We start from the raw sequence: 23,474 nt of genomic DNA on the forward strand, positions 1-23,474 counted from the left end.
CTGATGTAACAATAAAGAAGACCGCTAAAGGAACGATGCAATGGATGAACAACTGAAGCAAAGTGCCCTCGATTTCCATGAATTTCCTGTTCCAGGGAAAATCCAGGTTTCTCCTACAAAACCGCTTGCTACTCAACGCGATCTGGCGCTGGCCTACTCGCCGGGCGTGGCTGCCCCCTGCCTTGAAATAGAAAAAGATCCGCTCGCCGCCTACAAATACACAGCGCGCGGCAACCTGGTGGGCGTGGTGTCTAACGGCACTGCGGTATTGGGGCTGGGCAATATCGGCGCTTTAGCCGGTAAACCCGTGATGGAAGGCAAGGGCGTGCTGTTTAAAAAATTCGCCGGGATCGACGTGTTCGATATCGAAATTGATGAGATGGATCCGGACAAGCTTATTGACGTTGTGGCGGCGCTGGAGCCAACTTTCGGCGGCATTAACTTAGAAGATATTAAAGCGCCGGAGTGCTTCTACATTGAGCAGAAGCTGCGCGAGCGTATGAATATTCCGGTGTTCCACGATGACCAGCACGGTACCGCCATTATCTGTACCGCCGCGGTGCTCAACGGCCTGCGCGTAGTAGAGAAAAATATCTCCGACGTGCGGCTGGTGGTTTCCGGGGCAGGCGCTTCGGCAATCGCCTGTATGAACCTGCTGGTGGCGCTTGGGATGCAGAAGCACAACATCGTGGTCTGCGACTCGAAGGGCGTTATCTATAAAGGTCGTGAAGAGAACATGGCGGAAACCAAAGCCGCCTACGCCGTGGAAGACACGGGTAAACGCACTCTCGACGACGTGATTGACGGGGCGGATATTTTCCTCGGCTGCTCCGGCCCGAAAGTGCTGACTCAGGATATGGTGAAAAAGATGGGCAAAGCGCCGCTGATTCTGGCGCTGGCTAACCCGGAACCGGAAATTCTGCCGCCGCTGGCGAAAGAAGTGCGCCCGGAAGCTATTATCTGTACCGGCCGTTCGGACTATCCGAACCAGGTTAACAACGTGCTGTGCTTCCCGTTCATCTTCCGTGGCGCGCTGGACGTTGGCGCAACGGCAATTAACGAAGAGATGAAGCTGGCGGCGGTTCACGCGATTGCCGAACTGGCCCACGCCGAGCAAAGCGACGTGGTGGCCTCTGCATATGGCGACCAGGAGCTGACGTTTGGCCCGGAATATATCATTCCAAAACCGTTCGACCCGCGCCTGATAGTTAAAATCGCCCCGGCCGTAGCGAAGGCGGCGATGGACTCCGGCGTGGCAACGCGGCCAATCAAAGACTTTGATGCTTATGTCGAAAAGCTGGCCGAGTTTGTCTACAAAACCAATCTGTTTATGAAGCCTATCTTCTCTCAGGCTCGCAAAGAGCCGAAGCGCGTGGTGCTGAGCGAAGGGGAGGAAGCCCGCGTTCTGCATGCGACTCAGGAATTGATTACGTTAGGGCTGGCGAAGCCTATCCTGATTGGCCGCCCGAGCGTTATCGAAATGCGTATCAAAAAACTTGGCCTGCAAATTCAGCCGGGCAAAGATTTTGAGATTGTTAACAACGAGTCAGATCCGCGCTTTAAGGAATACTGGAGCGAGTATTACAACATCATGAAGCGCCGCGGCATTACTCAGGAACAGGCGCAGCGTGCGGTGATCAGCAATACCACGGTTATCGGGGCGATAATGGTCCACCGTGGCGAGGCGGACGCGCTGATTTGCGGCACCATCGGTGAATATCACGAGCATTTTGACGTGGTGGAAAAACTGTTTGGCTACCGTGACGGCGTTAAAGCCGCCGGGGCAATGAACGCCCTGCTGCTGCCGAGCGGTAACACCTTTATCGCCGATACTTACGTGAATGATGACCCGACGCCGGAAGAGCTGACTGAAATCACGCTGCTGGCCGCGGAAACGGTACGTCGCTTTGGTATTGAGCCTAAGGTCGCGCTGCTGTCTCACTCCAACTACGGTTCTTCTGACTCGAAAGCCGCCTGCAAAATGCGTAAAACGCTGGAGCTGGTTCGCGAACGTGCGCCGGAGCTGGAAATTGACGGTGAGATGCACGGTGACGCGGCGCTGGTTGAAAGCATTCGCCATGAACGCATGCCGGACAGCCCGCTCAAAGGCTCAGCTAATATCCTGATTATGCCGAACGTAGAGGCCGCTCGCATTAGCTACAACCTGCTGCGCGTCTCCAGTTCTGAAGGGGTGACCGTTGGGCCGGTACTGATGGGCGTGGCGAAGCCGGTTCACGTATTAACGCCGATTGCTTCGGTGCGACGCATTGTGAATATGGTGGCGCTGGCAGTTGTGGAGGCGCAAACCGCCCCGCTTTGACTGGACTTCCCCTCACCCCACAGGGGCGAGGGAGAAAACTGAGTAAAGTGAGCACTAAAGATCCCCTCTCCCTTCAGGGTGTACATACCGGAGACATGGTGAACACTTGTTCGGGGACATGGTAGACACTTACAACTACGGCATAAGAACCCTCTTCCGGAGTCGCTTATGCCCTGGGATGCGAGAGATACCATGTCATTACGTCACGAGTTTGTTCACTTTGCCTCGCAGGACGGGGCTAACATCCGGGCGCTCTGTCGCCACTTCGGCATCGCGCCCGCCACCGGATATAAGTGGCTTTGCCGCTTTCTCGAGGCCGGACTTCCCGGCCTCGCTGACCGCTCACGGGCTCCCCATCATTCTCCCAACGCCACCGCCGCTCAGGTGGCTGACCTGTTACAGCAGGCACACCTGGCCCATCCCCGCTGGGGAGCCCGCAAGATTAAGGCCTGGCTGGAAGCGCAGGGGCACCACCTTCCTGCCGTCAGTACCGTGCACAACCTGATGCACCGTCACGGCCTGCTACCCGGTGTACCGCCGGGTATCCCCTCTGCCGGTCGCTTCGAACACGGCAGGCCGAACGCCCTCTGGCAGATGGATTTTAAGGGACACTTTCCCTTCGCCGGTGGGCGCAGCCATCCCCTCACGCTGCTGGACGACCACTCCCGGTTTTCACTCTGCCTGACGCACTGCGACAACGAGCGGCGTGAGACCGTGCAGTCACATCTGACAAAGGTGTTTGAGCGCTATGGCCTGCCGGAGAGGATGACCATGGATAACGGGGCGCCCTGGGGAGACACCACCGGGACCTGGACCGCGCTGGAGCTGTGGCTGATGCGTCAGGGTATCCGGGTGGGGCACTCGCGGCCTTATCATCCCCAGACGCAGGGCAAGCTCGAGCGTTTTCACCGCAGTCTGAAGGCGGAGGTTCTGCAGGGGAAATGGTTCACGGACAGCGACCAGCTCCAGCGGGTATTTGACCACTGGCGGGAGGTCTATAACTTTGAACGCCCGCATGAGGGACTGAATATGGCGGTCCCGGGTTCGCGCTATCAGCCTTCGGCCAGACAGTACAGAAGCGATGCTCCCGGGCCGGAGTACGATGACGGCGTGGCGGTAAGAAAAGTGGATATCAGTGGAAGCCTGAGCATCAGAGGTATCAGCCTGAAAGCGGGCAAAGCGTTCAGGGGAGAGCGAGTGGGGCTGAAGGAAAGCGGTGAGGACGGTTGTTATGAGGTGTGGTGGTACAGCACGAAAGTGGGAATGATCGACCTGAAGAACCGGTCGATCATCATGGGTAAAAGATGTTAAAAGGTGTTCACTATGTCCCCGAACATCTGTCTACTATGTCCCCGGAACGTACAAGGGAGAGGGTTAGGGTGAGGGTAAAAAAGCTACACCCACTCCTTCACAGGCAGGAAATCTCGATACAGGGCAGCCTCAGGGCTGCCTTCTTCCAGCTGGTAGTCATACTCCCAGCGCACCAGCGGCGGCATCGACATTAAAATCGACTCGGTTCGCCCTCCGGTTTGCAGACCAAACAGCGTGCCTCTGTCCCACACCAGGTTAAATTCCACATAGCGACCGCGGCGGTAAAGCTGGAAGTTGCGCTCGCGCTCGCCGAACGGCAGCTGCCTGCGGCGTTCAACAATCGGCAGGTAAGCGTCCAGATAGCCCTGGCCTACGGCCTGAATAAAGCGGAAACCGTAATCGAAGTCGGGCTGATTCAAATCATCGAAGAACAGGCCGCCAATGCCGCGCTGCTCGTTACGGTGCTTAATAAAGAAATAGTCGTCGCACCATTTTTTATAGCGAGGGTAAACGCCTTCGCCAAACGGCTGGCACAGGTCACGAGCGGTGCGGTGCCAGTGAACGGCATCTTCTTCAAACCCATAATACGGGGTTAAGTCGAACCCGCCGCCAAACCACCATACCGGATCGGCACCGGTTTTTTCCGCGATGAAAAAGCGCACATTCGCGTGACTGGTCGGTACATACGGACTGTTGGGGTGAACCACCAGCGAGACGCCCATGGCCTGAAAACTCCTGCCCGCAAGTTCCGGGCGATGCGCGGTTGCCGAGGCAGGCATGGCGTCGCCGTGGACGTGCGAAAAGTTTACCCCGGCCTGCTCAAACACCGAGCCGCCTCTGAGCACACGGCTACGCCCGCCGCCGCCGCCTTCGCGCTGCCAGTTATCTTCCTGAAAAGCCGTGCCGTCGATGGCGGAAAGCTGCTGGCAGATGGTGTCCTGTAATTTAAGCAGGAACTGTTTTACGGCGTGGATATCGGGCTCAGTCATAAAAATTAACGCTTCTTACCGTGGACTTTGTGGTTATCAAACCAGTTGAAATAGCTCATTACGCCGGAGGCGATAGCGGTGGCAATTTTCTGGCGAAACGCCGTGGTGCCCAGCAGCTTCTCTTCGCCTGGATTAGTAATAAAGGAGGTTTCGACCAGCACCGAAGGGATGGACGGCGACTTCAACACCACAAATGCGGCCTGCTCGGTGTTGCGGCTGTGCAGCTTATGCACCGGCTTTATCTGCTTGAGGATATGCGAGCCGAGGGTCAGGCTGTTTTTGATTGTGTCGGTCTGCACCAGGTCGAACAGCACCTGTTGCAGGTAGTGATCTTTATCTTTTACTTTGCTGCCCGCCACGTCATCCGCGGCGTTCTCACGGTCTGAAAGGTATTTTGCCATGGCGCTACTTGCGCCGCGGTTGGAGAGGGCAAACACCGAAGCACCCGCCGCCGTTGGGCTGGTAAAACCGTCCGCGTGAATAGACATAAACAGGTCTGCGCCGTGCTTGTGGGCTATTTCTACGCGGTCATAAAGCGGGATGAATTCGTCGCTGGTGCGGGTCAGCCTTGCGTCGATGCCGTTATTACGCAGAATGCTGCGCACGTTTTTGGCTATCGCCAGCACCACATGCTTCTCTTTCGAACCGTTATGGCCTATGGCCCCGGTATCGATGCCGCCGTGGCCCGGGTCGAGCATCACAATACGGCGAGAGCCGGACTTTTTGGCCGGTTTGCTGTGCGAATTGGTGGTTTTAAGCGTTTTCGCCTCTTCCTTTGCCAGCGCTTTGTTCATACCGGTTAGCGTTAACGCCGCTAAACCCGTGAGCAGGACCTGGCGGCGCGTCGTAAGTTGCGTTAGCGATTTAATTTTGCTCATGCGGATGAATTATTTATCTTATGGAGTCCGGATAGGGAGTTATAACGTATCGGCACCTGGCAAACGACACTCTGAGGTCAGAAATGTTTTTCCATTCATTTCATTTCATGACTGAGTGGGGATTATGCCATTTTTTTCACGCTTTTGCGGCAGTTATTGGCTTAACGGGCGGTTACCGCCATAATCAACCTTTTACGGCTAAGGTGGCTAAAACCATGGAAATTCGCGTTTTTCGCCAGGAAGATTTCGAAGAGGTCATCACCCTTTGGGAGCGCTGCGACTTACTGCGCCCGTGGAATGACCCGGAAATGGATATTGAACGTAAGCTGCATCACGATGCGGACCTGTTTCTGGTGGCCGAAGTCGGCGGCGAAATTGTCGGCTCGCTAATGGGCGGCTATGACGGCCACCGTGGCTCCGCCTATTACCTGGGCGTGCATCCTGAGTTTCGCGGGCGCGGCATTGCCAACGCGCTGCTGAACCGGCTGGAGAAAAAGCTTATCGCCCGGGGCTGCCCCAAAATCCATATTATGGTGCGCGAAGAGAATGACATGGTTATCGGCCTTTATGAAAAGCTCGATTACGAACATCAGGACACAATTTTGCTCGGCAAGCGGCTGATTGAAGACCAGGAATACTAATTTTCACATGTGTTTATCTTATGTACCCGCCCGCTGATTATGACTCGCAGGGCAACCTGAAGGCACCGCTGCTGTTCTGGGCGGTGTTGTTATTACAGGCCCGCACCTGGGTGCTGCTGGTATTGGCCGGAGCCTCCCGGCAGCAGGGCGATGCGCTGCTGGGGCTGTTTTATCCCGACCGGGATACCTTCTGGCTGGGGCTTATTCCCGGCGTACCGGCCGCTTTCGCATTTCTGTTAAGCGGGCGTCGCCATCTCTGGCCGCGCTTTTGGCGTGCATTTCGCTGGCTGCTGGTGGCGGCACAGGCGGCACTGCTGGTCTGGCAGCTTGCTTTGCTGGCCGGGGGCGAGGAGTTGACCGCTACCACGATTGTACTGCTGGTGGCCGACCTCTTTGCGCTCTGGTGGTTGGTTGTAAACCGCCGCCTGCGGGACTACTTTGCGGTGCAAAGCGAATAACACGGCACTTTTTAGCTTTGTTGCACTCCAAAGGCCGTTACTCTTTTCTGAAAAGGAATCACAAATGAAATCTCTGCGCCTGATGATGTTAGGGCTGCCGCTGGTCTTGAGCGGCTGCTCCACGCTTTCCTCCGTCAACTGGTCTTCGGCGTATCCGTGGAACTGGTTTGGCTCATCCATTGAGGTAAGCGAGCAGGGCGTGGGCAAGTTGACCTCCGCAACATTAATGGACGAGAAGGCCGTTAGCGAAGGCCTGAACGACAACTATCGCCTGCGCAGCGGAATGAAAACCGAGAACGGCGCAATTGTGCGTTATTTCGAAGCCCTGAAAGATAAAGACGTTAAGTTGGTGATTAACGGCGAAAGCGGCAGCGTGAGCAATATTGTCGTCATGGATGAGGATATTAAAACCGCCGGCGGCGTTAAAATCGGCACTCCGTTTAGCGACCTGTATGACAAGGCCTTTGGCGCCTGTGAAAAAGGCAGCGGCGACGATGCCGACGGCGTGATGTGCAAGGCTCCAGGTAGCCAGCATATTAGCTATCTGTTTAAAGGCGTGTGGCACGGTCCGGAAGGGTTAATGCCGTCCGACGACGCGCTGAAGAAATGGACGCTTAACAAAATTATCTGGCGTCGATAAAATCTGCGCCAGGTTTGCGCCGCCGCAAGTCGGCGTTAATGAATCAGGTTAAAATAGCCCGATAAATGCCACCGGTTGGTGGCATCATTATTTGTCACCTTCGGTGGCATTTTTTTTCAGGAGGATTCATGTCTCGGGTTCAAAGCGGCATTCTGCCGGAACATTGTCGTGCTGCTATTTGGCTGGAAGCTTCATTGCAGGGCGACTTCAGCGCGCTGAGCGCGGGGTGCAAAGCCTTTATTGACGCGCTGAGCACCTTCCAGGAAAAATTCCCGGATGCCATGCTGGGGGCAACTATTGGTTTCGGGCATGACCTGTGGCGTGACCTCAGCAAAGGCGAAGGTGCCGCCGAGCTGAAAAACTTTACCCCGCTGGGTAAAGGTCTCGCACCGGCGACGCAGCACGATGTGATGATCCACATTCTTTCCCTGCGCCACGACGTGAATTTCTCCGTTGCCCAGGCCGCCCTGGCGGCATTCGGCGATACGCTGAAGATTGAAGAAGAGATCCACGGCTTCCGCTGGGTGGAAGAGCGTGATTTGAGCGGCTTTGTTGACGGCACCGAGAACCCTAAGGGCGAAGAAAATCGCCGCCAGGTTGCGGTCATCAACGAAGGCGTTGATGCAGGCGGCAGTTACGTGCTGGTTCAGCGCTGGGAACATAATCTCAAGCAGCTTAACCGCCTGAGCGTGCACGACCAGGAGATGATCTTCGGGCGCACCAAACAGGAAAACGAAGAAATCGACGGAGACGCACGCCCTGCGACTTCTCACCTGAGCCGGGTTGATCTTAAAGAAGACGGCAAAGGGCTGAAGATTGTGCGCCAGAGCCTGCCTTATGGCACAGCCAGTGGCGTTCACGGCCTTTACTTTATCGCCTATTGCGCGCGCCTCCATAACATCGAGCAGCAGCTGCTGAGCATGTTCGGCGACACCGACGGCAAGCGCGACGGCATGCTGCGCTTCACTAAACCGGTCACCGGCGGCTACTATTTTGCCCCGTCACTGGATAAGTTACTGAGCCTGTAATCCCTTCCGGCGTAGCGTTTGCTACGCCACTTTCTTATATCCCTTTCTTATTGAAAATCGCCAAACGGTATATAAAAGCGTTACAGCTTTATCGCTCGTTATAAATACACTGACAGTCGGCTAATTATGACTTTCATGACATCTATAAGGGCGAAACATGGCAATCGGTTCAGTTAAAAAAGTATGGAACGCGCTCGCTGTCTCTTTGCTGCTGGCAGGCACTGCCCACGCAACAGAGCTGCTGAATAGCTCTTATGATGTGTCACGCGAGTTGTTTGCCGCGCTGAATCCACCGTTTGAAAAACAGTGGGCGCAGGAGAATAACGGCGACAAGCTGACGATTAAACAATCTCATGCCGGGTCATCAAAACAGGCGCTGGCTATTCTCCAGGGCTTAAAAGCTGACGTTGTAACTTATAACCAGGTGTCAGATGTGCAGATCCTGCACGATAAAGGCAACCTGATCCCGGCCGACTGGCAGAGCCGTCTCGGGAATAATAGCTCGCCGTTTTATTCCACCATGGCTTTCCTGGTGCGCAAGGGCAACCCGAAAAATATCCACGACTGGAGCGACCTGGTACGCCCGGACGTGAAGTTGATTTTCCCGAATCCAAAAACCTCCGGCAATGCACGTTACACTTATCTGGCAGCCTGGGGCGCGGCGGATAAAGCCGACGGCGGCGATAAAGCTAAAACCGAAAAGTTTATGACGCAGTTCCTGAAAAACGTCGAAGTGTTTGATACCGGCGGCCGCGGCGCAACCACCTCGTTCGTGGAGCGTGGGCTGGGCGACGTGCTTATCTCTTTTGAATCTGAAGTGAACAACATCAGCAATCAGTACGCAAAAGACGGCTACGAGGTTGTGGTGCCTAAGGTGAATATTCTTGCCGAATTCCCGGTCGCCTGGGTGGATAAAAACGTGAAGGCTAACGGCACCGAGAAGGCGGCTAAGGACTATCTTACCTATCTCTACAGCCCTCAGGCTCAGACCATCATTACCGACTACTACTACCGCGTGAATAACCCGCAGGTAATGGACAAGTTGAAGGATAAATTCCCGCAGACCGAGCTGTTCCGCGTTGAAGATGCATTTGGCGGCTGGCCGGAAGTGATGAAAACTCATTTCGCCACCGGCGGGGAGCTGGACAAACTGTTAGCTGCGGGGCGTAGTTGATGTTTGTCAGTCGCTCAAAACGCGTACTGCCGGGGTTTACCCTTAGCCTCGGCACCAGCCTGCTGTTTGTTTGCCTGATCCTGCTGCTGCCCCTGAGCGCGCTGGTGATGCAGCTCGCACAAATGTCTTTGTCTCAGTATTGGGAAGTTATCACCAACCCGCAGGTGGTGGCGGCGTATAAAGTCACGCTGCTTTCCGCCGGGCTGGCTTCGATATTTAACGGCGTGTTTGGCCTGCTGATGGCGTGGATTCTTACCCGCTATCAGTTTCCGGGCCGCAGCCTGCTTGACGCGTTGATGGATTTGCCTTTTGCATTGCCGACTGCCGTAGCGGGCTTAACGCTGGCCGGGTTGTTTTCGGTTAACGGCTGGTACGGCGAGTGGCTGGCGCAGTTTGGTATCAAAGTGACCTACACCTGGCTCGGTATAGCGGTGGCGATGGCGTTTACCAGCATTCCTTTCGTGGTGCGTACCGTACAGCCGGTGCTTGAGGAGCTTGGCCCCGAATACGAAGAAGCCGCGGAAACGCTGGGCGCAACGCGCTGGCAGAGCTTCCGCCGCGTGGTGCTGCCGGAGCTTTCCCCGGCGCTGATGGCGGGCGTTGCGCTGTCGTTCACCCGCAGCCTCGGTGAGTTTGGCGCGGTTATCTTCATCGCCGGTAATATCGCGTGGAAAACGGAAGTCACCTCGCTGATGATTTTTGTTCGCCTGCAGGAGTTTGACTACCCGGCGGCAAGCGCTATTGCCTCGGTAATCCTGGCGGCTTCTTTACTGCTGCTGTTCAGCATTAACACGTTGCAGAGCCGCTTTGGTCGGCGCGTGGTGGGCCACTGATGACGGATGTAACCGCTTTGAAAACCTATAATCGCCCCCGCATTAACTGGGGGAAATGGACGCTTATTGCCATCGGCGTGCTGGTCTCTTTTTTGATTCTGGTGGTGCCGGTTGCCTCAATTTTTGTTGAAGCCTTCTCCAAAGGGCTGATGCCTGCCCTGCAAAATATCGCCAACCCGGACATGCTGCATGCCATCTGGCTGACGGTGATGATTGCCCTGATAACCGTGCCGGTTAACCTGGTGTTCGGCACGCTGCTGGCCTGGCTGGTGACGCGCTTTAACTTCCCGGGGCGCCAGCTGCTGCTTACGCTGCTGGATATCCCGTTCGCCGTTTCGCCGGTGGTGGCGGGCCTGGTTTACCTGCTGTTTTACGGCTCCAACGGCCCGCTGGCCGGTTTCCTTGATGCCCATAACCTGCAAATAATGTTTGCCTGGCCGGGCATGGTGCTGGTGACCATCTTCGTGACCTGCCCGTTTGTGGTGCGCGAGCTGGTGCCGGTGATGCTCAGCCAGGGCAGCCAGGAAGACGAGGCCGCTATTTTGCTTGGTGCCTCCGGCTGGCAGATGTTCCGCCGCGTTACCTTGCCGAATATTCGCTGGGCGCTGCTCTATGGCGTGGTGCTGACCAACGCCCGCGCCATCGGCGAGTTTGGCGCGGTGTCGGTGGTTTCCGGCTCGATTCGCGGCGAGACGTTCTCGCTGCCGCTACAAATTGAATTGCTGCAACAGGACTACAACACCGTCGGCTCGTTTACCGCCGCGGCACTGTTAACCCTGATGGCGGTTTTAACCTTGTTCTTAAAGAGTGCAGTGCAGTGGCGCCTGAATAATCAGGAAAAACGCCTCAAGCAGGAGGAAAATCATGAGCATTGATATTGCCAATATTAAGAAGTCTTTTGGTCGCACCCAGGTGCTGAACGATATCTCGCTGGATATCCCTTCTGGTCAGATGGTGGCGCTGCTCGGGCCTTCAGGCTCCGGTAAAACCACGCTGCTGCGCATTATCGCCGGCCTGGAACATCAGAACAGCGGCCGCATTAGCTTCAACGGCACCGACGTCAGCCGTATGCACGCCCGCGACCGCAAAGTGGGTTTTGTGTTTCAACACTATGCCCTGTTCCGCCATATGTCGGTGTTCGACAATATCGCCTTCGGCCTGACCGTGCTGCCGCGCCGCGAACGTCCTTCCTCTGCGGAAATTAAGCGCAAGGTGACAAAGCTGCTGGAAATGGTGCAGCTGTCCCATCTGGCGGACCGCTACCCGGCCCAGCTTTCCGGTGGGCAAAAGCAGCGCGTGGCGCTGGCCCGCGCTCTGGCGGTAGAGCCTCAGATTTTGCTGCTGGATGAGCCTTTTGGCGCCCTGGATGCCCAGGTGCGTAAAGAGCTGCGCCGCTGGCTGCGTGAATTGCATGAAGAGCTGAAATTTACCAGCGTCTTTGTGACTCACGACCAGGAGGAAGCGATGGAAGTCGCCGACCGCGTGGTGGTTATGAGCCAGGGGAATATCGAGCAGGTGGATACGCCTGAGTCGGTATGGCGTGAACCGGCAACGCGCTTCGTGCTGGAGTTCCTCGGCGAAGTTAACCGCCTGAAAGGCGTCGTGCGCGGCAGCCAGTTCCACGTCGGTGCGCACCGCTGGCCACTCGGTTTTACCCCGGCTTATCAGGGGGAAGTCGACTTGTTCCTGCGTCCGTGGGAAGTGGACGTGAGCCGACGCACCAATCTTGACTCGCCGTTGCCGGTGCAGGTGCTGGAAGTCAGTCCGCGCGGCCATTATATGCAGCTGGTTGTGCAGCCGTTAGGTTGGTACGACGAGCCGTTAACCGTGGTGCTGAAAGAGCAGCAAATCCCACAGCGCGGCGAACGCCTGTTTGTTGGGCTGCAAAATGCGCGCCTGTACGACGGCGGCAACCGTATTCAGGGTGTAGACCTGGCGCAATCCGCCTGATAATTTACCCCAACAGGACACGCATAAGCGGCCCCATGTGGCCGCTTTTTTTATTCTATTCCGGGCAGGCAAGTGATCACTTTAGAAAGCACCATCGGCAATACTCCACTGGTTCGGCTGCAGCGCAGCGGGCTTGATAACGGCAGCGAAATTTGGGTCAAGCTGGAAGGCAACAACCCTGCGGGATCGGTTAAAGATCGCGCGGCGCTGTCGATGATTGTTCAGGCGGAAAAACGCGGCGACATTAAACCCGGCGACACGTTAATCGAGGCGACCAGCGGCAACACCGGAATCGCGCTAGCAATGATAGCCGCCCTGAAAGGCTATCGCATGAAGCTGCTGATGCCGGACAACATGAGTATGGAGCGCAAAGCGGCGATGCAGGCCTACGGCGCGGAGCTGATTCTGGTGAGCAAAGCGCAGGGAATGGAAGGCGCACGCGAGCTGGCGCAGCAAATGGCCGATGGCGGCGAGGGCAAAGTTCTCGACCAGTTTAATAACCCGGACAATCCGCTGGCGCACTATACCTCCACCGGGCCGGAGATCTGGCGTCAGACCGAAGGGCGCATCACCCACTTTGTTTCCAGCATGGGCACCACCGGAACCATTACCGGCGTGGGGCGTTTTATGCGTGAGCAAAATAAGCCCGTGAAGATTGTTGGGCTACAGCCGGAAGAGGGGAGCAGCATTCCGGGGATCCGCCGCTGGCCAGAAGAGTGGTTGCCGAAGATTTATACCCCGTCGCTGGTGGATGAAGTGATTGATATGTCTCAGGTCGAAGCCGAGCAAACCATGCGCCGCATGGCGATGGAAGAAGGGATCTTCTGCGGCGTAAGTTCCGGTGGCGCGGTGGCCGGAGCATTGCGGGTGGCGAAGGCAAATCCGGGAGCGGTTGTGGTGGCAATTATTTGCGACAGGGGCGACCGTTATCTTTCAACAGGCGTATTTGGCGAAGAGAGCTACGTTCAGGGCGCGGGTATCTAACCCGTAAAGGAGAGGGAAGATGGCTCAGGATAACGATATACAGTCGGTATTGTTTCATAACGCGGGCAGGTCGCTGCAGGCGGATATTGTCGCGGTGCAGTCTCAGGTGGTGTATGGCAGCGTGGGCAACAGCATAGCAATACCGGCTATCGCGCAGCACGGCTGGCGAGCAATGGCGGTGCCGACGGTGCTGTTTAGCAACACGCCGCATTACGACACCTTCTACGGCGGCGTTATCCCGGCTGAATGGTTTAGCGGCTACCTGCGGGCGCTTGAAGAGCGGGATGCCCTGCGTAATCTTAAGGCGGTTACGACAGGTTATATGGGCAGTGCGGAGCAAATCCATCTGCTTGCCGGGTGGCTGCGTGAACGACGTATGAGCCACCCTGAACTGCTTATTCTTGTCGATCCGGTGATGGGTGATACCGACAGCGGCATCTACGTGAAGGCGGGGATCCCCGAGGCTTACCGCAGCGAGCTTTTGCCGCTGGCTCAGGGCTTAACGCCGAATCTGTTTGAGCTGCAAATACTGACCGGTATGCCGTGCGGCACGCTTGAGCAGGCGGTGGAGGCGGCAAAAAGTCTGCTTTCAGAAACGCTTCGTTGGGTGGTGATTACCAGCGCTCCGGCGAAAGATCCGCGGGCAATTTCCGTAGTAACCGTAACGGCTGAGGCGGTAGAGGTTATGAGCCACGAGCGCGTGGTGACCGACCTTAAAGGCACTGGCGACCTGTTCTGCGCCGAGCTGGTGAGCCGGCTGCTTGAAGGGAAAAAGGTTGCAGAGGCGGCAGGAGAGGCGGCGCATCGGGTGTTTGAGGTCATGGCCTGGACTGAGCAAAATCAGCTTGATGAGTTGGTGCTACCGCGCTAAACGCAGCCCAATAAAAAAGGCACCCTGAAGGTGCCTTTTTCGATGCAATCAAATTTACTTTTTGATGCGGATAACCGGCGTTTCGCCTACGGTCACGCTACCAGTCAGTTTGATCAGCTCTTTGATTTCGTCCATGTTGGAGATAACAACCGGAGTCAGGGTAGACTTGGCTTTCTCTTCCAGCAGTGCCAGATCGAACTCAATGACTACGTCGCCTTTCTTGACGCGCTGGCCTTCTTCGGCGATGCGTTTGAAACCTTCACCTTTCAGTTCAACGGTGTCGATACCGAAGTGAACGAACAGCTCGATCCCGCTATCGGACTCGATAGAGAAAGCGTGGTTAGTTTCGAAGATTTTACCGATAGTACCGTCAACCGGAGCAACCATTTTGTTGCCGGTTGGTTTGATAGCAATACCGTCACCAACGATTTTTTCAGCAAACACTACATCCGGCACATCTTCAATATTAACAATTTCGCCAGACAGTGGAGCAACGATCTCAATGGTCCCGGTGTCGCTATTGCTTTTGTCACCGAACAGTTTACTAAATAACCCCATTAGCCTTCTCTCCTAAGCAGTAATTTGGGCCGCATCTCGTGAATTAGCAGATTGTTTTTTCTTCAATGAACTTGTTAACCAGCGTCATTAACTCGTCCGTTGTCGGTTGAGCAAGAGCCTGCTCTGCTAACACTTTCGCATCTTCGAAGTTCGTGTTACGGATGATCTTCTTGATACGAGGGATAGAAATGGCGCTCATACTGAATTCGTCCAGGCCCATCCCAAGCAACAGAAGTGTAGCACGTTCGTCGCCCGCAAGCTCACCACACATACCGGTCCATTTACCTTCTGCATGAGAAGCATCAATAACTTGCTTAATCAGAGTCAGTACGGACGGTGACATTGGCTGGTAAAGATGTGAAATCATATCATTACCGCGGTCAACTGCCAGGGTGTACTGAGTTAAATCGTTGGTGCCGATGCTGAAGAAGTCAACTTCTTTGGCCAGATGACGAGCAATCGTCGCTGCCGCAGGGGTTTCAACCATTACGCCGATTTCGATGGTTTCATCGAACGCTTTCCCTTCTTCGCGCAGCTGCGCTTTCAGAAGCTCAATCTCTGCTTTAAGCGCACGCACTTCTTCAACGGAGATGATCATCGGGAACATAATGCGCAGCTTGCCGAAGGCGGAAGCACGCAGAATGGCGCGAACCTGAGCGTGAAGGATCTCTTTGCGATCCATGGCGATACGAATTGCACGCCAGCCGAGGAACGGGTTCTCTTCTTTCGGGAAGTTCATGTACGGCAGCTCTTTGTCGCCGCCGATGTCCATGGTACGAACGATGACCGCCTGAGAGCCGCAGGCTTCAGCAACGGCTTTATACGCGGCAAACTGCTCTTCTTCAGTTGGCAGCGAGTCGCGGTCCATGAACAGGAATTCGGTACGATACAGACCCACACCTTCCGCACCGTTGCGCTCTGCACCGTCGATATCACGAACGGTACCGATGTTGGCGCAAACTTCTACCTGATGGCCGTCGAGGGTGATAGCAGGCAGGTCTTTCAGCTTAGCCAGTTCGGCTTTCTCAGAAGCAACCTGTTGCTGAACCGCACGCAGCTCTTCGATCTGCTCGTTGGTCGGGTTAACGTAAACTTTGTTGTTAACCGCATCGAGGATCAGATAGTCGTCGTTTTTCACATCAGAGGTAACGCTACCGGTGCCCACAATCGCAGGCAGTTCCAGAGAACGCGCCATGATGGAGGTATGGGAGGTACGGCCGCCGATATCGGTGATGAAACCCAGCACCTTTTTCAGGTTCAGCTGTGCGGTTTCTGACGGGGTCAAATCTTTAGCAACCAGGATAACTTCATCCTTGATTGCGCTTAAATCGATAATGTTCAGGCCGAGAATGTTCTGCAGCAGGCGCTTACCGATGTCGCGCACGTCAGCAGCACGCTCTTTCAGGTATTCGTCGTCCAGCTCTTCAAGAGCCGTCGCCTGGCCTTCAATCACTTCGTACGCCGCAGCGTCCGCGGTGACCAGCTTATCTTTGATGAGGGCTATGATTTCCTGCTCGAGCTCTTCGTCTTCCAGCAACATAATGTGGCCTTCGAAGATAGCTTCCTTTTCTTCACCGAAGGTCTCGCCAGCTTTAATTTTGATCGCTTCTAACTGCTCGGATGCTTTGGCGCGCCCGCTGAGAAAACGTTCAACTTCCTGCTCAACTTTGTCGGCAGAAATTTTCTTCCGGTCGATGACAATTTCATCTTCCTTCAGCAAAAGTGCTTTGCCGAAAGCGATACCCGGGGATGCTAAAATGCCTGAAATCATAACCCTACCTTACTTGTGACTGATATTTACGAAGAACCCAGAACTTACTCGAGTTCAGCCATCAGTTTTACTAAATGCTCAACGGCTTTCTGCTCATCTTCGCCTTCAGCGGAGAGAGTCACTACGGTACCCTGAGTCAGGCCCAGAGTTTGCAGTTTGAACAGGCTCTTAGCGCTGGCGCTTTTGCCGTTAGACGTCACGGTGATTTCTGAAGTGAAGCCTTTCGCTTCTTTAACAAACTGAGCAGCAGGGCGGGTATGCAGACCGTTCGGAGCGGTAATAGTTACTTCTTGCTGGAACATTGTATTTCCCCAACTTATAGGTTTAGTGTTGTGGAACTAAAGTCTAGCCTGGCGGCCAAACTTTAGCCTGTATCGTTAGCGCCAACGTTGATGGAACGAGGCACCGGATGCCTGGGAACCGCGAAAAAGACGCCAGAAGCGTTTCGCCGATCCGTATCCATTATGCCGTGAAAAGCGAATATCCACCAAATCGTTAAATCGATTCAGCAGGCCCATCTCACAGCTTGATTAATTTCGCGCATCAAAATAATTGCTGGTTAAATACCAGACCTGCGGGGGTGAAAGCAATGCCGATGAGGGTGAAACTTTGATGTGCGCCACAAAAAAGCACCCTCTCGGGTGCTTTTTTAAGCATATATCAAATACTGGCATTACTGTTGCAGTTCTTTCTCAGTGAACAGATCGGCAAACAGTGCAGTACTCAAATAGCGCTCCCCGGAGGACGGAAGGATAACCACAATATTCTTGTTGGTAAAGGCTTCGTCTTCCTGAAGCTTCAACGCAGCCGCAACGGCCGCGCCAGAGGAGATCCCGGCCAGAATACCTTCTTCGTCCATCAGGCGACGGGCGGTAGAAATCGCTTCTTCGTTGGTGATAGTCACCACTTTATCGATAAGCTTAAGATCCAGGTTGCCCGGAATAAAACCGGCACCGATGCCCTGAATTTTGTGCGGACCAGGCTTGAGCTCTTCGCCTGCCAGCGCCTGCTGAATAACCGGAGAGTCGGTTGGCTCAACCGCCACGCTAATCAGCGAGGTTTTGCCTTTGGTGTTCTTGATATAGCGGCTGACGCCGGTCAGCGTGCCGCCGGTACCCACGCCCGCAATAAAGACGTCTACTTCACCGTCGGTATCTTCCCAGATTTCCGAGCCGGTGGTTTTTTCGTGGATTTCCGGGTTAGCCGGGTTGCTGAACTGCTGCAACAGCAGGTATTTAGCCGGATCGCTGGCAACAATTTCTTCTGCCTTCTGAATCGCGCCCTTCATGCCTTTAGCGCCTTCGGTCAGCACCAGGTTCGCGCCCAGCGCTTTCAGCAGTTTGCGGCGCTCGATGCTCATGGTTTCCGGCATGGTCAGCGTCAGCTTGTAGCCGCGAGCCGCCGCCACGTAAGCCAGAGCAATCCCCGTATTACCGCTGGTCGGTTCAACCAGCTCAACGCCAGGCTTGAGCACGCCGCGTTTTTCGGCATCCCAAATCATGTTGGCACCAATACGGCATTTGACGCTAAAGCTTGGGTTGCGGGACTCCACCTTCGCCAGAATGCGTCCATTACCGATACGGTTCAGGCGAACCAGCGGCGTATGGCCGATTGTCAGGGAGTTGTCTTCATAAATTTTACTCATGGCTCGTCCTTAACTGTCTGAATTTTGGGATACCGGTTCAGCATACCCGCTCAGGAAATATGCGGAAGTAAGGAAATAGCATATCTATATGTGGAAGGGAAATAAGCCAATGCAACCTGGAATAAGCAATGGCATAAGCTTTCTCCCTTCCGGGGCGTTACTTCCACAGAGCATGTTTGCCGCGGTAACAGTCCACCCACATCGCGGTTGCGCCGCAAACGGCGACCGGCAGGATGAAAAGATTGAGCACGGGGATCAGAGTAAACAGGCTCACCAGCGCGCCAAACTGCATGTTGACGACCTTTTTCTCCCGCAGCGCAATACGCATTTGCTTAAACGGTACCTTGTGGTTATCGAACGGGTAGTCGCAATACTGGATGGCCAGCATCCACGCGCTGAACAGGAACCACAGTACCGGCGCGACCGTCTGGCCGATACCGGGGATGAAGTACAGCAGCAGCAGAACCACGGCGCGCGGCAGATACCAGGCGAGTTTCTGCCATTCACGTTTCATAATGCGCGGCAGGTCTTTCATGATACCGACAACGCCGGTATCCGGCGGGGTAGCGCCGGTTAACCTCGCTTCCAGATGCTCGGCCAGCAGCCCGCTAAACGGGGCGGCGATCAGGTTGGCTATGGTCGAGAAGAAATAGCCGAACACCAGCAGCACGGAAACGGTCACCAGCGGCCAGAGGAGATAGTTAAGCCACTGTAGCCAGTCCGGAACGTGGCTCATCATCGCCGGTATCCAGATATCAAGGCGGGTAAACAGCCACCAGAAGGCTCCACCAAGCAATAAAATATTCACCAGCAGCGGCAGCACGACAAAGCGCTTAATGCCCGGCTCGCGTACCAGTTTCCAGCCCTGAGAAAAATAGTAAACGCCACTACGCGGCGCGGCTCCGGAAGATGAAACCATATCTGAACAGACTCCTTTTAGGTCAATGCTGTAAGCTGCGGGGCTATCATAACCGACTGTATTGAGAAAAACCCGCCAGGATTTGGTCGAAAAAACAGCGAAAAGGTGCCCTTAAGCTATCTTTATGATGAGAAAACCGTGCTCGCACTTGCACTTGAGCAGATGGGCAAATACTCTTAGTGAGTAAATGTTTGCCTCGGTGGCAAGGTGTTAGAACAACAGAGAATATAATGATGCAGGATTTGCGTCTGATATTAATCATTGTTGGCGCGATCGCCATAATAGCCTTACTGGTACACGGCCTGTGGACCAGCCGTAAGGAACGTTCTTCCGTGTTCCGCGATCGCCCGCTGAAACGTATGAAGTCGAAACGTGACGAATACGAAGAAGAGGACGAGGAAGAAGAGGAAGGTGTCGGTGAAGTGCGCGTCCGTCGGGTGACTCCTGCGCAGGAGCCAGCCTCCCGCGATACAGGTGCGCCGCGTCAGCCGCAGGCACCTCAGCACAACTACGAGCCGCCGTATGCGTCCGCAGAGCCTCGCCCTGCCGCGCAGCCTCGTCAGCCGGAACCTGTTGCTCAGCCTCCTCGCCACGCCGAGCCTGTTCAGCAGCCCGCTGAACTCGTGCACCCTGCTGCGCCTCAGCCTCCGGTACATGTCGCTCCGGCTCAGCCAGCCGCGCCGGTACAGCCAGTGTCTCAGCCCTTCAGCGCAGAGCCTGCTCCGCAGCCTGAACCAGAACCTGTTGCCGCAGAGCCTGCACCGCAGCCTGTTGCGCAGAGAAAAGAGACGGTTATCGTGATGAACGTGGCCGCCCACGCGGGCAGCATGCTGAACGGCGAATTGCTGTTAAGCAGCATCGAGCAGGCCGGTTTCAAATTCGGTGAAATGAATATTTTCCATCGCCATCTTAGCCCGGACGGCAGCGGCCCTGTGCTGTTCAGCCTCGCTAATATGGTGAAGCCAGGCTCCTTTGACCCGGAAAGCATGGATGATTTTGCTACCCCTGGCATTACCATCTTTATGCAGGTGCCGTCTTACGGCGATCCGGCACAAAACTTTAAGTTGATGTTGCAGTCTGCCCAGCACATTGCCGACGAAGTTGGCGGCGTTGTGCTCGACGATCAGCGTCGCATGATGACTCCGCAGAAGCTGCGCGAGTACCAGGACAGAATTCGCGAGGTTGTTGAAGCTAACGCCTGAATCCTGGCCTGAACGTTTCCCCTGAACCCCCGCCTGTCGGGGGTTTTTTATCATTGATGGTGCGATATGGACTCAATCGAACAACAACTCACTCAGCTGCGAACCACGCTTCGCCATCATGAACACCTTTATCACGTGCTCGACAATCCTGAAATTCCCGACGCGGAATACGACCGCCTGATGCGTGAGCTGCGGGAGCTGGAAGAGGCTCATCCGGAGCTGATTACTCAGGATTCGCCGACCCAGCGCGTTGGCGCTGCACCGCTTAGCGAATTCACCCAGGTGCGCCATGAAGTGCCGATGCTGTCGCTCGACAACGTCTTCGATGAGGCGAGCTACCTGGCTTTTAATAAGCGCGTGCAGGACAGGCTAAAAAGCACCGATGCGCTGACTTTCTGCTGTGAGCTGAAACTGGATGGCCTGGCCGTAAGCCTGCTGTATGAAGACGGCGTTCTGGTTCGGGCGGCAACACGCGGCGACGGGACAACCGGCGAAAACATTACCGCTAACGTGCGTACGATCCGTGCGATCCCTCTGAAATTGACCGGCGAAAATATACCGCGCCGCGTTGAGGTTCGCGGGGAAGTCTTCCTCCCGCAGGCCGGCTTCGAGAAGATCAACGAAGACGCCCGGCGCACCGGTGGGAAAGTCTTTGCTAACCCGCGTAATGCGGCGGCAGGTTCGCTTCGTCAGCTCGATCCTCGCGTTACCGCTAAGCGCCCGCTGACCTTCTTCTGTTACGGCGTTGGCCTGCTGGAAGGCGGTGAACTGCCGGCCAGCCATATGGAACGCCTCCAGCAGTTCAAGGCCTGGGGACTGCCGGTCAGCGACCGCATCCGCCTGTGCAATACGCCTGAGGAAGTGCTGGCATTTTATCATCAGGTTGAGGCCGACCGCCCGACGCTGGGCTTCGACATAGACGGCGTGGTTATCAAGGTAGACTCTCTCGCGCTCCAGGAAACGCTGGGCTTTGTAGCCCGTGCGCCGCGCTGGGCCGTGGCTTTTAAATTCCCGGCGCAGGAGCAGATGACCACAGTTCGCGACGTGGAATTCCAGGTCGGGCGCACCGGCGCTATCACTCCCGTTGCTCGTCTGGAGCCTGTTCAGGTCGCCGGTGTGCTGGTGAGCAACGCTACGCTGCACAATGCCGATGAAATTGAACGTCTTGGTCTGCGTATCGGCGACCGGGTCGTGATCCGTCGTGCCGGGGACGTTATCCCTCAAGTTGTCGGCGTGGTTGAATCTGAGCGCCCGGAAGTGACTCAGGAAATTGTCTTCCCGAGCCATTGCCCGGTGTGCGGTTCGGACGTTGAGCGAGTAGAAGGTGAGGCGGTTGCCCGCTGCACCGGCGGTCTTATCTGCGGCGCGCAGCGCAAAGAGGCGCTGAAGCACTTTGTTTCCCGCCGCGCGCTGGATGTAGACGGCATGGGCGACAAGATAATCGATCAACTGGTAGAAAAAGAGTACGTCCACACCCCGGCAGATTTGTTTAAGCTGACCGCGGGTAAGCTCACCGGGCTGGATCGCATGGGGCCTAAGTCGGCGCAGAACGTTGTCGATGCTCTGGAAAAAGCGAAAGAAACTACCTTTGCACGCTTCCTGTACGCGCTGGGTATTCGTGAAGTAGGCGAAGCGACGGCGGCGGGCCTGGCGGCTCACTTTGGCTCGCTGGAGGCGCTGATTGCGGCCAGTATAGAAGATCTGCAAAAAGTGCCGGACGTTGGCATCGTCGTGGCGACGCATACCTTCAACTTTTTTGCCGAAGAGAGCAACCGGGAAGTGATTCGCCAGCTAACGGAAGAGGCGGGCGTTAACTGGCCTGCTCCGGTGGTTATTAAGGCCGAAGAAATCGACAGCCCGTTTGCCGGGAAAACCGTGGTGCTCACCGGCTCACTCAGCATTATGTCCCGGGACGATGCTAAGGCTCGCCTGGTGGAGCTGGGGGCAAAAGTGGCCGGAAGCGTGTCGAAGAAAACTGACCTGGTGATTGCCGGTGAGGCCGCCGGTTCCAAGCTTGCTAAAGCGCAGGAGCTGGGCATCGAGGTTATCGACGAGGCGGAAATGATCCGCTTGCTGGGTAACTAAATGGACAAAGAGCAGCTTATCGAGATAGCCAATACGGCGATGCCGTTTGGTAAATACAAAGGCCGGATGCTGATTGATTTACCGGAAGAGTATTTGCTGTGGTTCTCCAGAAAGGGAGAGTTTCCGCAGGGCCATCTCGGCGAGCTGATGGCCCTGACGCTGCTGATTAAGGTTGAGGGACTGGATAACCTGGTTCGCCCCTTAAAACGCCATTAAGCTTTGGCTGCTGCGGCTGGTTTTTCACCGGCCTCTGCGGCTTTTCTCTGGTAGCGCCGGGCCATTCCTGCACACACCATTAGCTGGATCTGGTGGAAAATCATCAGCGGCAGCACCATCATACCTACAGCCGCCACCGGGAACAGAATATTCGCCATCGGAATGCCGTTGGCGAGACTCTTTTTCGACCTGCAGAAAACAATCGTGATTTCGTCGGCTTTGCTGAAGCCAAAGCGCCGGGCGACCACAATATTTACCGTCATCACAATCGCCAGTAGTACGATGCTTGAGACGACGATAAACAGCAGCGAACCCGCGCCAACTTTATGCCAGATGCCGTGCGTAACCGCCTCGCTAAAGGCCGAGTAAACCACCAGCAAAATTGAGGTCTGGTCGGTTTTTCCTATCCACTTTTTATTCCTTGCTACCCAGGCGCCAATCCACGGCCGCATTAAATGCCCGGCCACAAACGGTACCAGCAGCTGCAACATGATGCTGCCGACCTGATGCAGGCTGCCGCTTGCGCCCTGGACGTGCATCACCAGGCCAACCAGCAAAGGCGAGAGGAAAATCCCCAGCAGGCTGGAAGCTGAGGCCGAGCAAATAGCCGCTGCCACATTGCCTCCGGCGATAGACGTGAAAGCGATGGCGGACTGCACGGTAGCCGGAAGAATGCAGAGGTAAAGAAAGCCGCTGTATAACTCGGGGCTGACGTCAACCGGCTTCCACCAGCTAAACAGCACCCCGAGCACCGGGAATAACACGAAAGTGCTGCACATCACCCACAAATGCAGCCGCCAGTGGCTGCTGCCGGAAATGACCGCCTCACGCGAAAGTTTTGCCCCGTGCATAAAAAACAGCAGCGCGATAGCGGCGGTCGTCAGCCCTTCAAAGAAGCCGACAAAACTGCCCTCGGCCGGGAAAAAGGAGGCCAGCAGCACGGTGCAAACCAGCGTCAGGGTGAAAGGGTCGAGAATTCGTAGCAATTTCATAGCCATTCC

At 55.6% G+C, this 23,474-nt stretch carries 23 protein-coding genes; 15 read left to right on the forward strand and 8 right to left on the reverse strand.

Translation table 11 applies throughout. The annotated features are described in order from the left end of the window. The first annotated feature begins 40 nt into the window (after positions 1-40). Both maeB and ACG1VR_RS06160 read left to right on the forward strand, forming a co-directional pair. Positions 41-2,320 carry an NADP-dependent oxaloacetate-decarboxylating malate dehydrogenase gene (gene maeB / locus ACG1VR_RS06155; RefSeq protein ID WP_016537579.1) on the forward strand — a complete coding sequence of 760 codons (2,280 nt, stop codon included), beginning with the start codon at positions 41-43 and terminating at the stop codon, positions 2,318-2,320. 168 nt (positions 2,321-2,488) lie between these two features. Next, positions 2,489-3,631 carry an IS481 family transposase gene (locus ACG1VR_RS06160; protein WP_395488908.1) on the forward strand — a complete coding sequence of 381 codons (1,143 nt, stop codon included), beginning with the start codon at positions 2,489-2,491 and terminating at the stop codon, positions 3,629-3,631. A gap of 83 nt (positions 3,632-3,714) precedes the next feature. Here ACG1VR_RS06160 and hemF read toward each other — a convergent pair whose 3' ends face one another. Both hemF and amiA read right to left on the reverse strand, forming a co-directional pair. Continuing rightward, positions 3,715-4,620 carry an oxygen-dependent coproporphyrinogen oxidase gene (gene hemF, locus ACG1VR_RS06165; RefSeq protein WP_395490473.1) on the reverse strand — a complete coding sequence of 302 codons (906 nt, stop codon included), beginning with the start codon at positions 4,618-4,620 and terminating at the stop codon, positions 3,715-3,717. A 5-nt stretch (positions 4,621-4,625) separates the two neighbouring features. Beyond that, positions 4,626-5,498, reverse strand: coding sequence for an N-acetylmuramoyl-L-alanine amidase AmiA (gene amiA, locus ACG1VR_RS06170; RefSeq protein WP_016537577.1), 873 nt, complete (start codon positions 5,496-5,498; stop codon positions 4,626-4,628). Positions 5,499-5,713: 215 nt separating this feature from the next. Between amiA and ACG1VR_RS06175 the strand changes: the two genes are divergently transcribed. The 10 genes from ACG1VR_RS06175 to pdxK all read left to right on the forward strand — a co-directional run bounded on the left by ACG1VR_RS06175 (position 5,714) and on the right by pdxK (position 14,077). Continuing rightward, on the forward strand, positions 5,714-6,139 hold the full coding sequence (locus ACG1VR_RS06175; RefSeq protein WP_016537576.1) for a GNAT family acetyltransferase: 426 nt from the start codon (positions 5,714-5,716) through the stop codon (positions 6,137-6,139). Between the two features lie 20 nt (positions 6,140-6,159). Further along, a complete protein-coding gene (locus ACG1VR_RS06180) occupies positions 6,160-6,597 on the forward strand; it encodes a DUF2919 domain-containing protein (protein ID WP_016537575.1) in 438 nt (145 codons plus the stop codon). 64 nt (positions 6,598-6,661) lie between these two features. Next, a complete protein-coding gene (locus ACG1VR_RS06185) occupies positions 6,662-7,237 on the forward strand; it encodes an RpoE-regulated lipoprotein (protein WP_395490474.1) in 576 nt (191 codons plus the stop codon). A gap of 128 nt (positions 7,238-7,365) precedes the next feature. Beyond that, positions 7,366-8,265, forward strand: coding sequence for a Dyp-type peroxidase (locus ACG1VR_RS06190; RefSeq protein ID WP_016537573.1), 900 nt, complete (start codon positions 7,366-7,368; stop codon positions 8,263-8,265). Positions 8,266-8,422: 157 nt separating this feature from the next. Then, positions 8,423-9,439 carry a sulfate ABC transporter substrate-binding protein gene (locus tag ACG1VR_RS06195; RefSeq protein WP_016537572.1) on the forward strand — a complete coding sequence of 339 codons (1,017 nt, stop codon included), beginning with the start codon at positions 8,423-8,425 and terminating at the stop codon, positions 9,437-9,439. After that, positions 9,439-10,272 carry a sulfate/thiosulfate ABC transporter permease CysT gene (gene cysT, locus ACG1VR_RS06200; protein ID WP_016537571.1) on the forward strand — a complete coding sequence of 278 codons (834 nt, stop codon included), beginning with the start codon at positions 9,439-9,441 and terminating at the stop codon, positions 10,270-10,272. Before ACG1VR_RS06195 ends, cysT begins: the two co-directional genes overlap by 1 nt. Continuing rightward, positions 10,272-11,147, forward strand: a complete 876-nt coding sequence (gene cysW, locus ACG1VR_RS06205; protein ID WP_016537570.1) for a sulfate/thiosulfate ABC transporter permease CysW — start codon at positions 10,272-10,274, stop codon at positions 11,145-11,147. The genes cysT and cysW overlap by 1 nt, the downstream gene beginning before the upstream one ends. Further along, entirely contained in the window at positions 11,137-12,222 is a 1,086-nt protein-coding gene (gene cysA / locus ACG1VR_RS06210; protein WP_016537569.1) for a sulfate/thiosulfate ABC transporter ATP-binding protein CysA, read from the forward strand. Before cysW ends, cysA begins: the two co-directional genes overlap by 11 nt. A 72-nt stretch (positions 12,223-12,294) precedes the next feature. Further along, positions 12,295-13,206: a cysteine synthase CysM gene (gene cysM, locus ACG1VR_RS06215; RefSeq protein WP_395490475.1), complete on the forward strand. Its 912-nt coding sequence runs from the start codon at positions 12,295-12,297 to the stop codon at positions 13,204-13,206. Between the two features lie 19 nt (positions 13,207-13,225). Beyond that, entirely contained in the window at positions 13,226-14,077 is an 852-nt protein-coding gene (pdxK, locus tag ACG1VR_RS06220) for a pyridoxine/pyridoxal/pyridoxamine kinase (protein WP_395490476.1), read from the forward strand. Between the two features lie 54 nt (positions 14,078-14,131). On the opposite strand, the gene crr is transcribed toward pdxK, so the two are convergent. The 5 genes from crr to cysZ form a co-directional block, all read right to left on the reverse strand. Next, positions 14,132-14,635: a PTS glucose transporter subunit IIA gene (gene crr, locus ACG1VR_RS06225; protein ID WP_172569313.1), complete on the reverse strand. Its 504-nt coding sequence runs from the start codon at positions 14,633-14,635 to the stop codon at positions 14,132-14,134. A 43-nt stretch (positions 14,636-14,678) separates the two neighbouring features. Next, entirely contained in the window at positions 14,679-16,406 is a 1,728-nt protein-coding gene (gene ptsI / locus ACG1VR_RS06230) for a phosphoenolpyruvate-protein phosphotransferase PtsI (RefSeq protein ID WP_016537565.1), read from the reverse strand. Between the two features lie 44 nt (positions 16,407-16,450). Further along, the gene (gene ptsH, locus ACG1VR_RS06235; protein WP_002913505.1) at positions 16,451-16,708 is read right to left on the reverse strand and encodes a phosphocarrier protein Hpr; all 258 of its coding nucleotides are present in this window, start codon (positions 16,706-16,708) and stop codon (positions 16,451-16,453) included. A gap of 371 nt (positions 16,709-17,079) precedes the next feature. Beyond that, a complete protein-coding gene (gene cysK / locus ACG1VR_RS06240) occupies positions 17,080-18,051 on the reverse strand; it encodes a cysteine synthase A (protein ID WP_395490477.1) in 972 nt (323 codons plus the stop codon). Between the two features lie 157 nt (positions 18,052-18,208). Beyond that, positions 18,209-18,970, reverse strand: a complete 762-nt coding sequence (cysZ, locus tag ACG1VR_RS06245) for a sulfate transporter CysZ (RefSeq protein ID WP_395490478.1) — start codon at positions 18,968-18,970, stop codon at positions 18,209-18,211. 230 nt (positions 18,971-19,200) lie between these two features. On the opposite strand from cysZ, the gene zipA reads away from it, so the two are divergent. From zipA to ACG1VR_RS06260, 3 genes are all read left to right on the forward strand, one after another. Next, positions 19,201-20,172, forward strand: coding sequence for a cell division protein ZipA (gene zipA / locus ACG1VR_RS06250; protein ID WP_395490479.1), 972 nt, complete (start codon positions 19,201-19,203; stop codon positions 20,170-20,172). Between the two features lie 66 nt (positions 20,173-20,238). Then, positions 20,239-22,257 carry an NAD-dependent DNA ligase LigA gene (gene ligA / locus ACG1VR_RS06255; protein ID WP_395490480.1) on the forward strand — a complete coding sequence of 673 codons (2,019 nt, stop codon included), beginning with the start codon at positions 20,239-20,241 and terminating at the stop codon, positions 22,255-22,257. After that, positions 22,258-22,473: a DUF3820 family protein gene (locus tag ACG1VR_RS06260; protein WP_016537559.1), complete on the forward strand. Its 216-nt coding sequence runs from the start codon at positions 22,258-22,260 to the stop codon at positions 22,471-22,473. Here ACG1VR_RS06260 and ACG1VR_RS06265 read toward each other — a convergent pair. Then, complete coding sequence (locus ACG1VR_RS06265) at positions 22,470-23,465, reverse strand: bile acid:sodium symporter family protein (protein ID WP_395490481.1); 996 nt, start codon at positions 23,463-23,465, stop codon at positions 22,470-22,472. The two genes, ACG1VR_RS06260 and ACG1VR_RS06265, sit on opposite strands and share 4 nt — an antisense overlap. Positions 23,466-23,474: the final 9 nt, after the last annotated feature.

Origin of the sequence: Cedecea davisae (genome assembly GCF_044095835.1) — a bacterium.
Lineage (GTDB): Bacteria > Pseudomonadota > Gammaproteobacteria > Enterobacterales > Enterobacteriaceae > Cedecea > Cedecea davisae.